Origin of the sequence: Microvirga calopogonii (assembly GCF_003347665.1) — a bacterium.
GTDB classification, from domain to species: domain Bacteria; phylum Pseudomonadota; class Alphaproteobacteria; order Rhizobiales; family Beijerinckiaceae; genus Microvirga; species Microvirga calopogonii.
Window position 1 is genome coordinate 1 of sequence record NZ_QDGA01000114.1, and the last position, 14,310, is coordinate 14,310.

The window sequence follows — 14,310 nt, forward strand, 5'->3', positions numbered from 1 at the left end:
TTATAACATTTCGCATTTTTACCTGGAGGTGTTCTCTAATTCCTCAGATAGAGCAGATGTTTAGACCTGATTGACATGTCATCCATGGGCCATGCGATCGAGGTGCCACCGCCATGCTCGCTGTCAAGAACAGGCCTGCGGCCGGCCGCCTCCGGCGGGGCCCTGCGGGCCTTCTTGACCGCTCCGCGTGCCGGTGACGTTCGGCTACCATGCCATGACGGCTCCGCCCGTCATGGCTCATGACGATCCATAACGTGTCAACCGGCTGCGCACCTCGAGAAGTTCGGTCACGGCGCGCTGATGCCGGCTGCGCCATTCCTCCGCTTCGCCGAGCGCGCGCTCATAGCGGCGATCCAGCTCCATTTTCTGCTGGCGGACCTCGGCCAGCTCCGATTCCAGCCGCTTGATCTTGTGGCGCAGCGCCACCTCGATCGTTGCGGCACGGCCCGCCGAGCGCGCCCGGATGTCCTCGCCGTCGACCGTCACACGCTGCTGAAGCGCTGTCGTACGCAGTTGCTGGATCACCTCCTTGAACTGGCGGTAAAGGTACTCGCGGCTGACGTTGGCGCGCTCGGCCACGGTCTTGAACGAGATGACCTCACCGTTCCGTCGCATGGCGCCCAGGATCTCCTCGACCGCACGCCGCTTGGTCACACTCCGCTGCCGCGCCGCTGCAAGCAGCCCGCTGGTATTTTCGAGCCCGGCCACTGTAGCTTCCCTCCGCCCTGATCGTCTTGATGATGGTCTTGACGTTCGCAAGCCCCTGCTGGGTCCGCTCCATCCGCTTGCGACCGATGTCAGCCATGCGCCGGTGGCCGTCCTGATCGAAGCCTTCCACCTCGCCTTTGAGGCGGGTGAGACTGGCAGCCATGGTGCGCATTTCTCTCTCGAAGAACGGCAGTTGCCCGATATCGGCGCGGAAGTACGAACACGTGAAGCAGGCTCCGTTGTGTTCGCACCATTCGCCGATCTGGCCCGGGAGCGAGCAGAGGCCGCCAGGGACGTCAACCGCCAGGGAGGCGTCCTTGCGCAGCGCCAGTTCGGCGACCTTGTCGTCGACCTCGCCCTTGATGGAGATGAACTTGCCGCCCCCCTTCTCGAGGACGGCTTTCTTCTTCAGCTTCAGACGCTGGTTGACGTAGATCAGGCTCATGTCGGCCGAGGCATGGCCCAGTTCCATCTGGATCATCATGATGTCGTAACCGGCCAGCGCCAGCTCGGTGCCGTAAAAATGGCGCAGGTCATGCCAACCGAACTTGTAGATGCCGCCGTCCTTGTCACGAATGCCCTGGCGAATGATCCACTTCGCAATCACGTCCCGGGTGTGCCCAGGACTGAGATGGACCTCGGCATCGCCGAGCCTATGGGGGAACAGGTATTGTGTCTCGCGGCGCCATGCCCTCCGGACGTCGTCCTGCTGCTCCTGGATGGTCTGGATGACCAGAGCATGGGCGGCATCGTTCTTGTGCAGCGGCTTGGTGTTCCAGCGCTTGACCTTGGACTGATAGAAGGTCAGCAGCATGAAGTCGGCATCGTCCGGATCCGGTGCCAGGCAGTCGAACGCAAGGGCATGCAGGTCGATGGACCGCATGCCCGTGTAGCGGGCGATGATCAGAAGGCGTCTGCAGACAACCGGCAGGGAGTCGAACCTCAGGAAGATCTGCTCAATGACCTCCTCGGGCACCATCGCGTCTTCGAGATTGCGCTCATATTCATGCGTTCGGGGATGATAGCTGCGAACTCTGCGAACGTTTCTCTTATCGAAGACAAGGCGGCGCCAGCGGTATTCCGGGAGGTAGGCGCAGGCCCACTGAAGCATGTTGAGGGGATCCGTATACCAGTTCTGTCCGGTGAACCCCTTGTCGTTGCCCCACGACAGGAACGTATGCTCGATGAACTCCTGTGTGATGTGTTCGGGGCGAGGTGAGGGATGAATGCCGTACAGGCATACTTCGATCAGCCCGAGCGAACCAATGTAGGATGGAAGAGAGCGCGGAGAGAGCTCCTTGTGCTCGATTTTGTTGAGAACGTAGCGCCGCGCCACGTGGCGCAGCCACGGAAGTTGAATGCGGAAGAAGCTGAGATAGGGTGCTTTGGACGTCGTCACCGGAACGTCATCTGCAGGATAAACATCCTCCAGGAGCACCAAGTCTCTGGCCTCCACCGGCTTGGCTCTCTCGCGCAAGAGGATGAGGGTGAACACCAAGACGTTGGCCACGGCGCTGGCCACGGGCCCGTAGGCTGTCTCATGGATTGTGGCGTCCCGGCGCCATTTGCGCTTCGTGGGACGAGCCGAGTAGTCCCGCGCTGCCAGCCACTGCTCGAACAGGCTGCGAAGGGGCGTGCTGCCGCGCCCTGACCCGCTCTCGATGGGGTGCCCGAAGTCGATCAGGTGGTGGGCCGCATGTGTTTGACTGGATGCAAGGTCAGCACAGAAGGGGATCAACTGGACCACTCTCGTGTACCAGCGATAGTGCCGGCTCTGTGGGCGTGCCAGACGCCAGGCAAAAAACGCCTTGAGCTCCGTCTTGTAGAATTCCGGCACGGCGGCGAAGTCGAAGCCGATCCCACCCAGCAACGCATCGGGCAGCGTTTGACCGCGCTGTCGCACGATCGACGCAGGGCGGCCTTTTCTGCCCCGTCCTCCATGGGTGTTGCTCTCGACGCGGCCACTCTTGGGCTCGATCTCCTGGGCATCGCGGAGGATTTGAGCGTGCCGCGCCTCGCCATAACTGTCCGGCGCGTATAACGCGGATCCGGCATCGATCCCGAAGCATTCCCGAAGCGTATGGAAGCCCCACAGGTCTCGTTCGAGCAGGGTAGGGTGCAGGTCGGTCAGAAAGGCCCGCAGGCTCCCAAGATACGCGACGTCCGGGTCGCAGCTTCGGGTGAGCTTCAGAGCCATTTGAGCTTCTCCTCCGTCAGGCCGATACGCCGCAAGTCATTCAGGCGCTCTTCGACCTCCGTGTGGTTCTTGAGCTGCAGCTTCTTGTACTCGGCATTGAACAGGTGCTTGTAAATGGCATTGGTCGTCTGCGGGCTGGCATGCCCGAGGCGGTCGGCGACATCGAGCAGGCTATAGCCTTGAGCGATCGCCTCGCTGGCATGGGTATGGCGGAACATGTGCCAGGTGAACGCAATGCCAGCGTTCCGGACCAGACGCTTTTGAATGTCGTAGACGTTGCTCTCGGTCAGTCCGCGGCCGATTTGCGCCTTGGCGATGTTGCAGAACACATAGTTCGTGCCGGTCTCGAAGGCCGGAAGGTATTCGTCGCTGGCGATATAGTCCTCGTACATCGTCATCACGAAGTCGAGCACCGGGATCGGCCGCGCCTTGGCGTATTTGACGCGCGCTTTGTTCTCGTGAAGGCGCTGCGTGACCCAGATGACGTTCTCCTCCAACCGGAAGTCCTCGTGCAGCAGGCCCCGCGCCTCGCCGATCCGGATGCCGGTCGTGTACAGGAGGACCACCAGGAAGGCGTCGCGCATGAGGCTGGCCGCCTCGATGATCCTCAGGACCTGCTCCGGCGTCAGCCGGTGGTCGACGGCCCGCTTGGCGGAGGCCGCCTTGGCCTTGTGGTCCGACCGGCTTTCGGTGTAGCGCCGCGCCTTCCGCTGCATGATATGGGCCAGGAAAGGCTTGTAGGCGTCGGGATGATGCGTCCGGGGCCGCTCGCCGGCATCAAAGATCAGTGCGGCGTGGCGCAGGTCCAGAAAGGTGTAGAAGGCCTTGATCGCAAACAGGATCTGGTTGTGCAGGCTGGCGGAAACGTCCACGGGTTCCGGGCGCAGCGGGATGATGTTGAGGGCGGTCTTCAGATCCAGGATCGAGCCATGGCGGATCACCGCGGGAATGAAGCGGTCGAGGTCCAAGGGTGCGATCTCCCGGAAGCTCTTGCCTATGGTGGCAAGATAGTTGCCGAGCCGGACCACATGCCGGGCATAGTGGGCAACGGTACTCGGCGCGTGATGGCGCGCCTCCAGGGAGATGACGAACTCACGGATCTCGGTGACGATGGCATCGCCGTCATAGGCGGTCCAGATGATGTGGCCGCTCGGGAGGACGATGCGCTGCAGGTGCATGGGCCGTCATCCGCGTCGTTGACACCTGATGGTACGACTGTCAGGGACCGGCGCCAAGCCCTCAAAGGGGTAGGTCGATCACGTCAGTGACATGACCAAGCGACCTATAGGGAATCGCATAATAAGGATTTTGACAAGAAGTCCGTAGCGAGCGCTGGGTCATAGACCTAATCGGTAGGATGCTATCTGCTCCCTCGTTCAACGTTAGGAGCCGGCTTGCGGCCTCTTCGGTGAAGAGCCGGCGGAGGAAGCGTTTGGATGTGAAACCTCGTTCTGCATAAAGTACGTATTGATTAGAGCCACAACCTTTCGGCCCAGCGCCTGATCCACTTCAGGGCTTTCCGTATCGAGGATCTCGAGTCGAGTCTCGAAATCAGGGTCACAAATGAGAATGGCCGGATCCGGCTCGGCGCCTTCTCCTGGGCTGTCCAGGAACCAGCCCTCGTCCGGATTCGGGTCTTCTGGAATGAGGCCCGCATTCAGGCTCTCGACAAGATACTTGGCGAGATGATCGTTGATCCTCGTGCCATCATCTTCGCCAAAGATGATCCGCGGCTCGCCGTGAGGATCCCGGATGACGTGCTGCCGATCTCTTCCAGGGCGGGCGATGAAGAGGGTCCACTGTGATGATGAGATCATAGGCTGCTTCTTGTCCAAAGATCAGTCGGGCAGCTTACGCTACCTTAATGACCAATAGCACTTCTGCCTTCGGATCAGTATCGCCGTCCAAGCATCCAGTCGCCGACCTCATCAAGGGCATCAAAGGCGCGGTTGGTCAGGCGGCGCGGACCAGCCAGCAGCCCCTCCTCTCGCTTCACAACATTGGGCTGCGGACCGGGTGGCATCGCCTCACGGGTTTCCCTGAACTCGTCAACAGCCCAGTCCTGCTGTGACATGGCAGGCGGCATGTTTGTCGGCGGCATCGGGCGCAGGTCATGCCGCGCCTCGGCTGAGCGCCGGCTCTCGGGCGGCAGGATATCCTCGACCCGGTTCAGGGCAACGGACTGTGACTGGGGCAATGCCACCCGGTAGCCAAGCTCCTGGGCAACAGTGGGTAGATTCCGGACTGCTGCCCTGCCCGCCTCCAAGCCATGGCAGATGCTGAAGTACAAGGCATGGAAGTTGGCGTTCTGCCGGATGGTCTCACGGCTGTCCTTCGTCGCGAAAGGCGCGAGATAGAAGGCCACGGCACGCCCACTCTTTTCGGCCACGATCGCCGGCTTGGTTTGTGAGCAGTACACATACCCGTTCTCCTCACTGAGTTCCCTGCGTCCGCTTGAGCTGGCATGGAAGGTCTTCACCCGGGTCTGCATGAGTGTGCCCTCCCCTGTCCTGGTCAGAGGGGAGGCTGCCAAGATGGCGAACTCATCGCAGCCATCAGGGCGGCAGAGCCCGCGGATGATGTCGGGACGGCTATTGGTCTGAGCAAAGGCCGGAGTCGCGAGCACGAGGGCCAGGGCAGCAAGAGTTCTGAGCATTGGTGGCCTTGGGCGGAGGGATGGTTAATGAAGCGTCACCACTGAGGTCGCGCAAGAATGTGACGATTTCAGGCCGGCCCACCCATGGTACCTGGCGGCGATAGCTATGAGGCCCCCTTCGGCCGAAGAGCCCCAGGACGTTCAAAAGTCCTGCCATGGGCTTGGACAAGTTCGAGTGTTTTTGTCCCAATGAGAACCTGAGCATCAGAAGCGCCTTTCATATCGGGCGATCTGAGCGGCCTTGGCCTTCTCGCGACCGCTGTCGTCAGGGGCTGTGTCGCAGATTCTGCGTGCGGGCGGGGGCGGCGTACCCTGGCGATGGACGCCGAGCCTGTCGTTGTTCTCGCCTAGCTGCGAAAACCTGCCGCAAAGTTCTGCAAAACGTGGACCTGTGCGTTTCCTCTCCTGCGTAACAGAATTTCGAACTTCCCAGCCGCCTTCTCCTTCCTGTCCACCCAAACGGATCAGACCACGTGAAAGACCTTCTCAAAAAACTCTTTGGACTTGGCCTCTCGAAAGACGCCATCATCGCTCCCCATGGTGCGATCCTCACGCTCGGGGAGGACCGCCGGGGCGTTCCGCACGGCACGACCCGAAACGCCAATACCCTCCTCCTCGGAGCCAGCTCGCGCCAGCGGGTGGAGAGGGTGATCGTTCCGACCCTTCTGCGGGGCACATCGGCGAGCTACATCGTCGACGACCCGACCGGAGAGGTTTACGACCTCACCGCTGCTACCCGGGCCAAACTGGGACCCGTCTCACGCATTCGGTGGCACAGCGGAAGCTCGTATAATCCGCTCGCTGACATCAATTTGGGCACCGATCCGGAAACTCGCTCCCGTCGGCTGCGCAATGTCGCGGAAGCGTTCATCACCCAATGGGCAGAAGGATACGATCGGATTCCAGAGATCAAAACGAACGATGGCAACGACACCATCGAGCAGGAAGCGATCTCCGCTCTCTGGGGCCTTCTGGAACTCGCCACCGCTCAGATCGCGAACGGCGGACTGCGTTTGGCCGAGCCGACCTTGATGGGGCTGTGTACGGTCCTAATCGAGCACCGTCTCGATGATAAAGCTGCTGATTATGTTGCCGCTGCCGACAGCTCCGGGAGCCCGCGGGCACTGTTCGAATTGCGCGCTTATGCGGCTCTTTCTGATGAGCGCCGTCGGGTGATCCACGACGCGATCGTGCAACGGCTGGTGCCCTTTCATACTCCCGAGACGTCCTGGGCTTCCGGCGATCCGCGCGGCCAGTGGGCGGCCCACCGGAACATCAGTACCTCTGAGGGGCTCGAGATCAGCGGCCCGGCAACCGTTTATGTATGCTGCCCGACCCGACACGGCCAGCATGCCGCGGCCTACAATCTCCTGACACGCCTTCTGTGGCAGCAGATCATTGATGAAGCGATCCACGGCCGCAATGAACAGCTGGCCGGCAAGCCACAGCGGCCAGCCGTGTTCATCTTCACAAACACCGATCAGGCCGAGCCAATCTCGGGAATGACAGCGCTGGCCGCAGCCGCCAAGAAGACGGACCTTTCAATCCTCGTTTCTGCTGACGATGCGGCGTCTCTTGACCGGCTCTATGGACCGGCCAACGCTGAAGCTCTCAAGGCCGCGATGGATCTGGAACTCGACTTCGATCCAGCCGCCACCCGATTTATGGTCAAAGGACCTGAAAAGCCCATTTTGCGGCCATCCCAGGCGATGGGATCCTTCCTCCTGCCCGCCCCCAGAGATCTTTAGAACACCGCGCCAGAGATGTCAGATGCGGAAATCTCTGGTGCGGTCTGCAACAAGGCTGTTTCCGGCTTCAGCAGGATGCTCAGTCAAGGCTTTGCATCAGAGAGATGAGTTTCTGTCGGTCGACTTCGACTTCGGGAAACCTGTGGTTCATGGCCATCTGCCGAGCGAGAACCGGCTGCCCAGAGGCGCGTCTATACCGGACCAATCTCGGTCCGACTGCTGCAGGTCCGAGTCGGCCCTGCCTTAGGTGACGATGTATGCTACCGTTGTTCAGGAGACCGCAGTGGAATGGTCGGTGATGACGCGTGGCGGCGAATACGAGAATAAGCTGGTACCCAGGGCAGTCTAATGCCTGTTCGGTGACTGGCGCACGAGGTTGAGGCGCGGGAGGTAAGTGAAGGTAGCAGATGGTCGATCGTCCAGGACCAGCCGAACCCGGTTAGCGTGTCGGGCGAGACAGCCCGTTTAAACGATAGGGGGTTGGTCCGGCGAAACCCTTCAAGGCCAGCAGTCACAAAAGACTGCATGAACAGGCCGGACACACGACTGCACTCGACAGCTGCTGCACGAGCGAAGCCAACCAGACCCAACGCGGGAGTCATCCACGCACACGCTAACGCAGTACGTAGCAAGAACGTGGGTCGGCAAACCGATCCAAAGATCTTGCAATGGCTCAATACAACTCGGATCTTGGTGTGTAAGCCGTCATTCAGAGCAGAACCACGGATGGAGAATGGGCACGCCCCTCAGAGCGACGTCCGCGAGAGAGGAGAGCTGCCAGTATAGGGTCGACAAAGCGAATTAGCACAACAGTGTCAATTGGGTACCTGATCGACGTGAGTATCGCCTTGCCGCATATCAAAGGGCCAGTGTTCAAGCCTTGTCGGAACGATTGCCCGTCCGTTCTATCTTGTCGTGTGTTTGGAAGCGGTTCTTGTTCCGACCCCACGAATGGGCACATCTCTCTGGTTTATGTGGTTCTTGATCTCGAGAGCGCTTGCTTATTTCGCAATACTCGGCCTCTGGGCCTTTGCCGGTCTCTTTTGCCTGGTTGGTGGCCCTGGTCGGCCAGCCCCCCTGATCTTTGGGCGCTCTACTGGTTACTTGGAACGGTAGGCGGAGTACCCCTCGTCGCTTGGTATACGCTTTACAACGTCCGGATTTTCATCCGCAAAGCTGGGCAAGGTGCTAGGCAGCTCACCCATTTTGCTCAATCAGAGTGGAAGAGGGACGGCTAGAGCATCCGATGAGAAGTCGGATCCGATACATTCTGCATCTCAGCAGTCCTAGAGCCATCTCGAAGCCGCCGGTGGTGCGTCCATTTAAAGGTCCGACGCTCTAAGCAGCGATTCGGTGGTTGGCCAACGGATGGCGATGTCGTTCGCGATTGAGCATCCTGACCGCCTCGTGGATGGCACAATCGAGGTCGTCTGGACCCGCGAAGGTCTGGTGAGCCAGATGATGCTGCTTCAGATCGCGCCAGAGCTCTTCGATATCGTTGAGCTCCGGCGTGTATTTCGGCAGCCATTCGACTGTGAGCCAAGGCGCCCGCTCGGCGAGTGCGGCGCGCGTCGCCTTGCTGGTGTGGATCGGGCCGTTGTCGAGGACGAGCACGACCGGCTTCTTCGCCTGATCGGGCGTCAGGCCATACTGTGTGTCGATCTGTTCCAGGAGTGCGATGAAGTCGGTGCTGCGCTTGGTGCGGCTGGTCTGAACGACAAGCTCGCGGGCGGCCCAGTCGAGCACGCCGAGCATCGCCACCTTGGCGGCTTGGCCGGGCGCCGGGATGCGCAGGTCGGCCCCGCGCCGGGCCCAGACATGGGCCAGGTAGGGATGGGTGAGCGCCTCGGGCTCATCCCCGAACAGCAGCACGATGTCGCCGGCCTCAGCCTGCGCCTTCAACAGCCGGCAACGCAGGCCGATCCGGTCCACGGCATCAGGGTCCTGGCGGGCTTTCAGGGTGTGGCGCGGCCGACGCCAGCGGAAAGCCCCCTTTGGCGCAGCACGACCGAGAGCCGTGAGCGCGAGATGCGCACACCGGAGCGCTTCTCGATCTCGTCGGCCAGCCGCGGCAAGGTCCAGTTGGGGCGATCCGCCACTGGCCTGGACAGCACCTCCTCGGCGACTGCCAGAGCGTACGCGGCTTTGACCGGGGCCGGACCCGGCGCAACGGATTTGCGCAGCGCGTCGACCCCACCCTCCATGAAAGCGCTGCGCCAGAGGCGCACCGTATCCTCGCGCACGCCGAAGGCCTCGGCGATCCGCGGGCTCGTCCAGCCGGCCAGGGTCAGGAGGATCGCCCGCGCCCGATCCGCCTCGCCTCGATCCCGCGAGTGGCTGAGGGCCATGAGCTCACGCCGCTGCGCGGCGCTCGCGATAACCGGGGATTTGCCTGCCATGATCCGCATCCCAAACCAACCCAGAAGATGGAATCACAGTCAGCATCCGTTGGCCACCCCGCTGAAACCTGCTTAGGGGCCAATCGCGTGGCGTGCCTCTGCAAGTGCCTGTTCGCAGTTCTCCTCATTGCCGCCTCGGTCAGCCTCTCGCGCCCGCTCTAGTGCCGACAGTACTTTTGTAATGGAGGCTCCCTCGCCCAGGCTCTCCTCAGCACGCGCAATGGAGCCAGGAGTGGGCTCTCGATGGAGGAGTGCGGCTGTGCTTTCGCGCGCTACCGGGCCAGCTTGCCGCTATAGCCGCCAACCTAGCGTCCACCTGGGCCTGGACAGCCTCAATTTGGGCTGTGCATGGGCTGGCATGGCTCGCGGCAACCGGCGCAACGAGGCCCAAAGCGCCAAGCAGCAGAGCGTGGGGGCTAGTGAAAGAGGGCATCGGAGGTCCTCCCTGTCAGACGACTGGAGAGAACCCAAGGTCGTCTGTTAGAAGGATGAACGCAAGACACCTCCTGATTTCTGAATCGAAATCTCTTGGCTGATGCAGCCTCATGGCACTGCCTTAACTTCTTAAAAACAGACCCAAAGTACTCTGACTCACCGCCCGAATTCGGAGGGCCGTTATGAAGAGACCGGACCACCCGCCGGCCTATGTGCTGCAAGTCAAGAGACAGTGGCGGGTCGTTGTTCCTATTCGCGGGAAACTCACGCCTAAGATATGCGCCACAGAGTTTCCTTCCCGTGGAACTGCAGAGGCATGGCTCCGCAGTGATGAGGGCGAGCGCGAGATTGAGACCTGTCGAAGCCGCTCACATCGCGCTTAGCAAAATCGTAGCAACAGCCGGGGCTCTCGAAACATTTCTACAAACTTCGTGAAGGAATAGACCGGAGGCTCCCTGCGTTTGCTGACCTTACACCGTCAAGCCAGGTGCAGGAGAGTCTTATGAAGGCCATTCGACATTCCGAAGCCGTACGGGGCATAGCTTCAGATCCTACGCACCCCATCAACACGGATCCATCTCCTCAGTGTGCAGCGCTCCTCTTTGTTGCCTCCCTCGGTTCGTTCATCGGAGCAGCACTTCTACTGGCTAGTATCTGACACATGTGCCGGCCCTCGCGCATAACGTGCTGATGCAGACGGAAAAGTTTCCAGCCTAACGGCTAATCTACCATCGCATGAACGCTGAACTGCGTTGCCCCTCCGAGGAGGATAGTCGTGAACTACGATGTGGATCCACTGAAAGCCGCAAACGGCTCGCCCGGAAACAACCGGTCGGTGCCTGCTCTGGAATGGATAGGCCTGCTGCCTGCGCTCGGCGTCTGCGCTTGGGTTATCCTCAACTTCGGTTGAGAACACCACCATGAGCTTAGTGTCAGCCTGCGGTCAGGTGCTCAATTGCGTCACTATCTGCCACTGTCCTTGTTGCGCCCTCCTGCCTCCACGGCACAGACCAGAACGAAGAGGCTGAGGACGGCGGTCAGCTGAGCGAGGGGTTCGACCGCAGCCGGTATGCTTTCGTGAAAGGGACCACAGGCAAGGACAGAGAGCATCGCAATTGGAAGCGCGGTCCAGACCAGCATCGGCCTACCTCCTCGTACTGAAAGTCATCCAAGCAGGGCAGCCAAGCCGCGGGTCGGCCGTGACCCGGCTACAGTGCTACCTACGCTGCAGGAATTCCCTTAGGTAGTTCTGTGAGAACTGTTACTGTCCGAGACGGAACGGTCCTCGGGTTTGCTGGTCAAGTCCGGCCGGCTCTGAAGGATAGCCGTGGCACGGGCAACTGTGTCAGCAACAGGCTTGGCAAAGCCATGAATCGGCTGCTCGAGCATAGTGTGTGTGTCCCTGTACGAAGAATGGGAATACATACGCTACGCAACCAAGCCGTAACGCAGCTTCGGTGGAGAGGTTCCAATCCTCAGGCGCGCCCTGCTCCGATGCATACCATCCAAGGAAAAAGGGTCCGTTCCTGAAGGAAAGGCCCTCGGTGACACACAGTCACTCGATAGTCGCGTTTCTCCGGTGGACCCGGCTGATTGGTGCAGATTGTCGAGCGGAAGGTAACCTCCAACACTTAGGCTGACGGTGGGGAGGCAGGCTCCGGCCCAGGTGATATCTGTATTGTGGCATCCATCCATTCAGGGCCGGGGCGGGTGCTCGGTCCGAGAACTTCGGGGCTGGCTGCCATCAGGAGCCCACAAAGGCAGTCATGCCAATCCGCTTGTAGATGATGGGCACTCAAGAAGCGAGTCATCAACCCACCACGCATTCCCAAGCCCGATACAGGAGGTTGGCTTCAGTCAGCCGGAAAGAACATAGCCGGCTCTTATGAGGTATTTTTCGGCTCCACTGAAACCAGCTTTCGGGCTCGTGAGTTTCGGCTAACATATGTTTATTCGGGTGGTTCCGGGCAGAGAAGTGGAGGGGATCCATGCTGCCAAAGGATGCTCATGCGCCCCTTACGACTAGGGGCCAAGCGTTGAATAGTCTGACCTTTCAGCAACAGAAGGTCGGTTTCCTGCTCGGTCATTCACTGCGGGGCCTATACGAGGACCTAGTGAAAGCTCCCATTCCGGACCATCTGCAAGCCATTGTGGCATGGTTCGAGCTCAGAACGGGCACTGAAGTCCAAGACGAACTGCTCCCTGACAGGCACCCTAGCCTTCATCGTGAGAGGAGACATGGCTCATGCCTCGGTACTACTTCAACCTTTATCAAGGCTCCCAACTCATCTCTGAGGACGATACGGGCTACGACTGCCCGAGTGATGAAGCAGCTCGCCAATTCGCGCGAATGAACAGAGGATTTGTTGCTCTCGACCCAATCCTGTCTAGTCCATCAGGCAAGTATCACTTTGTAGTTCTGAATGAGGACGGACAGAACATTTTCACCATGCCTATATCGCGAGGCGTCACGCCTGCAGCCGCTTCATTGGGTATCTCCCTTCTGTCGTGACGTTGGGCGGGAGGCTTAAAGGGCCACGATAACTCACAAGGTCCCTATGGCGTGCGAGAATTTGGTTGCGCAGTGCTTCTTGGATGAGCGGGCGCCGCTCGCGGTTCCCGAACTGAACCGTGAGCGAGCCCTGAAGTACCTAGAGTGCTGCTACCAGCAGGGGCTCTCGTGGGAAGATGCCGAGCACCAAATCGAAGCCTTTCTTCAGCAGAGAGGTGTTCCCCACCAGGGCATTGTGCGGCAGTTGCATCTTGCCAAACCGCTGCTTCAGCCTTGGCTGGACTGACATTGAACAACATCACGATCGCTTCATCAGCAGCGGCGCTGCCCAAGCAAGTTGCGCATCGAGCGTTTCCTCAGCGGCATCATAGCGGGCTATCCACCACTCGTAAGCCCCCGCCGCATTCTCGTCGGCTTGAGTCCTGAGTGCGCTAGGTTGTGTTGCTGAATCCTATGCTCTCGCGTTAATGCCCGTGCGATGGAGCGATATCTAATCAGTGAGTCGAAGAGTACCGTCCTTACATATATCAAGCTCAGGAAGTTCGGCCGTTGAATCATCCTCGAAGGTTGCAGCAACCGCCACCGTGCAGCCTGTCATTTTTGGAAGCTTCAACGTGGCTTTCGCCTTAGGGGCAAGTGGCTTTGCCAGTCGAACTGTCTGTCCATTGGCTCCAATGGCGATATCAGTTGCCGGGACATCGCGAGCATTTGTGATGACGACGGCCGAAACTTGCTTCGAAGGTGGTGCCGTCTGGGATGTGGTGGACTTTTGAGAGGGTGGCGTAGTCTCCGGGTGTTGAAGCCCACAAAACGGGATTCGGGCGTTGGAGCGCCAGGGTCCCATTGGAGACCACGCCATGACGGACCCTATCAGCAAGTCACATTCTGCGCATCTGACCGGCCAACCTGACGCCCGACTTTTCGACAACTGGATCGACCCGATCGAGACCGGCGTGCGCGAGCGGGTGCGCGATTGGATCCAAGGCCTCATCCAGGCCGAACTGGAGGCCGCTCTCGGCCGACCCCGCTATGGCCGGTCGCCTGCTGGCGAGCCGTCCGTCGGCACGCGCGGCTACCGCAACGGCTGCCGGTCGCGCACGCTCACCGGCACCTTCGGGCCGACGGAGATTTCCGTGCCGCGGGCCCGCCTGCACACCGAGGATGGCGGCACCACCGAGTGGAGGAGTGCTGCCCTGCGGGCCTATCAGCGCCGCACCAAGGCCGCCGATGCCCTGATCGCCTCGGCCTATCTGGCCGGCACCAACACCCGGCGGGTGCGCCGGGCGCTGGCCTCTTTGTTCGGCGGCGCGGTGGGCAAGGACACGGTCAGCCGGATCTGGCGCCAGGTGCAGACCGACTGGCAGGCCTGGAACCAGCGCTCGCTCGCCGACGAGCCGATCGTCCGGCTGATCCTTGACGGCACGGTGGTGCGGGTCCGGCTCGACAAGAAGGCGACGTCGATCTCGCTCCTGGTGGTGATCGGCATCCGTGAGGACGGGCAGAAGGTGCTGCTGGCGGTCAGGAACATGGGCGGCGAGACCACGGCCGCTTGGCGTGCGGTCCTCGACGACCTCGTCGCGCGCCAGCTGCGCCGGCCAGCCTTTGTCATCGTGGATGGCGCGCCGGGCCTGGAGCAGGCGCTCGCGGCCGTGTGG

General features: G+C 60.7%; 12 protein-coding genes. 5 read left to right on the top strand and 7 right to left on the bottom strand.

Features of this window, described 5'->3' with window-relative positions; all coding sequences use genetic code 11:
- Nucleotides 1–237: 237 nt before the first annotated feature.
- The 5 genes from DDF70_RS31580 to DDF70_RS31600 all read right to left on the bottom strand — a co-directional run bounded on the left by DDF70_RS31580 (nt 238) and on the right by DDF70_RS31600 (nt 5,561).
- Entirely contained in the window at nt 238–654 is a 417-nt protein-coding gene (locus DDF70_RS31580) for a DUF6262 family protein (RefSeq protein ID WP_162820372.1), read from the bottom strand.
- Nucleotides 599–2,905, bottom strand: coding sequence for a tyrosine-type recombinase/integrase (locus DDF70_RS31585; protein ID WP_114945247.1), 2,307 nt, complete (start codon nt 2,903–2,905; stop codon nt 599–601). The genes DDF70_RS31580 and DDF70_RS31585 overlap by 56 nt, the downstream gene beginning before the upstream one ends.
- The gene (locus DDF70_RS31590) at nt 2,896–4,083 is read right to left on the bottom strand and encodes a tyrosine-type recombinase/integrase (protein ID WP_114945246.1); all 1,188 of its coding nucleotides are present in this window, start codon (nt 4,081–4,083) and stop codon (nt 2,896–2,898) included. The genes DDF70_RS31585 and DDF70_RS31590 overlap by 10 nt, the downstream gene beginning before the upstream one ends.
- A 204-nt stretch (nt 4,084–4,287) precedes the next feature.
- Nucleotides 4,288–4,740, bottom strand: a complete 453-nt coding sequence (locus DDF70_RS31595; protein ID WP_162820814.1) for a hypothetical protein — start codon at nt 4,738–4,740, stop codon at nt 4,288–4,290.
- A gap of 56 nt (nt 4,741–4,796) precedes the next feature.
- Nucleotides 4,797–5,561, bottom strand: a complete 765-nt coding sequence (locus DDF70_RS31600; RefSeq protein ID WP_205772528.1) for a hypothetical protein — start codon at nt 5,559–5,561, stop codon at nt 4,797–4,799.
- A 647-nt stretch (nt 5,562–6,208) separates the two neighbouring features.
- Between DDF70_RS31600 and DDF70_RS31605 the strand changes: the two genes are divergently transcribed.
- Nucleotides 6,209–7,309 carry a type IV secretory system conjugative DNA transfer family protein gene (locus DDF70_RS31605; RefSeq protein WP_245435725.1) on the top strand — a complete coding sequence of 367 codons (1,101 nt, stop codon included), beginning with the start codon at nt 6,209–6,211 and terminating at the stop codon, nt 7,307–7,309.
- A gap of 1,338 nt (nt 7,310–8,647) precedes the next feature.
- Here DDF70_RS31605 and DDF70_RS37390 read toward each other — a convergent pair.
- Together DDF70_RS37390 and DDF70_RS31615 are read right to left on the bottom strand one after the other, a co-directional pair.
- Nucleotides 8,648–9,268: an IS630 family transposase gene (locus DDF70_RS37390; RefSeq protein WP_245435726.1), complete on the bottom strand. Its 621-nt coding sequence runs from the start codon at nt 9,266–9,268 to the stop codon at nt 8,648–8,650.
- Nucleotides 9,265–9,708, bottom strand: a complete 444-nt coding sequence (locus DDF70_RS31615) for a helix-turn-helix domain-containing protein (RefSeq protein WP_162820815.1) — start codon at nt 9,706–9,708, stop codon at nt 9,265–9,267. The genes DDF70_RS37390 and DDF70_RS31615 overlap by 4 nt, the downstream gene beginning before the upstream one ends.
- Before the next feature lie 1,210 nt (nt 9,709–10,918).
- Here DDF70_RS31615 and DDF70_RS38900 point away from each other — a divergent pair.
- The 4 genes from DDF70_RS38900 to DDF70_RS31635 all read left to right on the top strand — a co-directional run.
- Nucleotides 10,919–11,053: a hypothetical protein gene (locus tag DDF70_RS38900; RefSeq protein ID WP_281024409.1), complete on the top strand. Its 135-nt coding sequence runs from the start codon at nt 10,919–10,921 to the stop codon at nt 11,051–11,053.
- Nucleotides 11,054–12,388: 1,335 nt separating this feature from the next.
- Entirely contained in the window at nt 12,389–12,655 is a 267-nt protein-coding gene (locus DDF70_RS37175) for a DUF6894 family protein (RefSeq protein ID WP_162820816.1), read from the top strand.
- A gap of 46 nt (nt 12,656–12,701) precedes the next feature.
- A complete protein-coding gene (locus tag DDF70_RS31630) occupies nt 12,702–12,941 on the top strand; it encodes a hypothetical protein (RefSeq protein ID WP_114948608.1) in 240 nt (79 codons plus the stop codon).
- A gap of 571 nt (nt 12,942–13,512) precedes the next feature.
- Nucleotides 13,513–14,310, top strand: a 798-nt coding sequence (locus tag DDF70_RS31635) for an IS256 family transposase (protein ID WP_170316127.1), incomplete at its 3' end; no start/stop codon positions are given.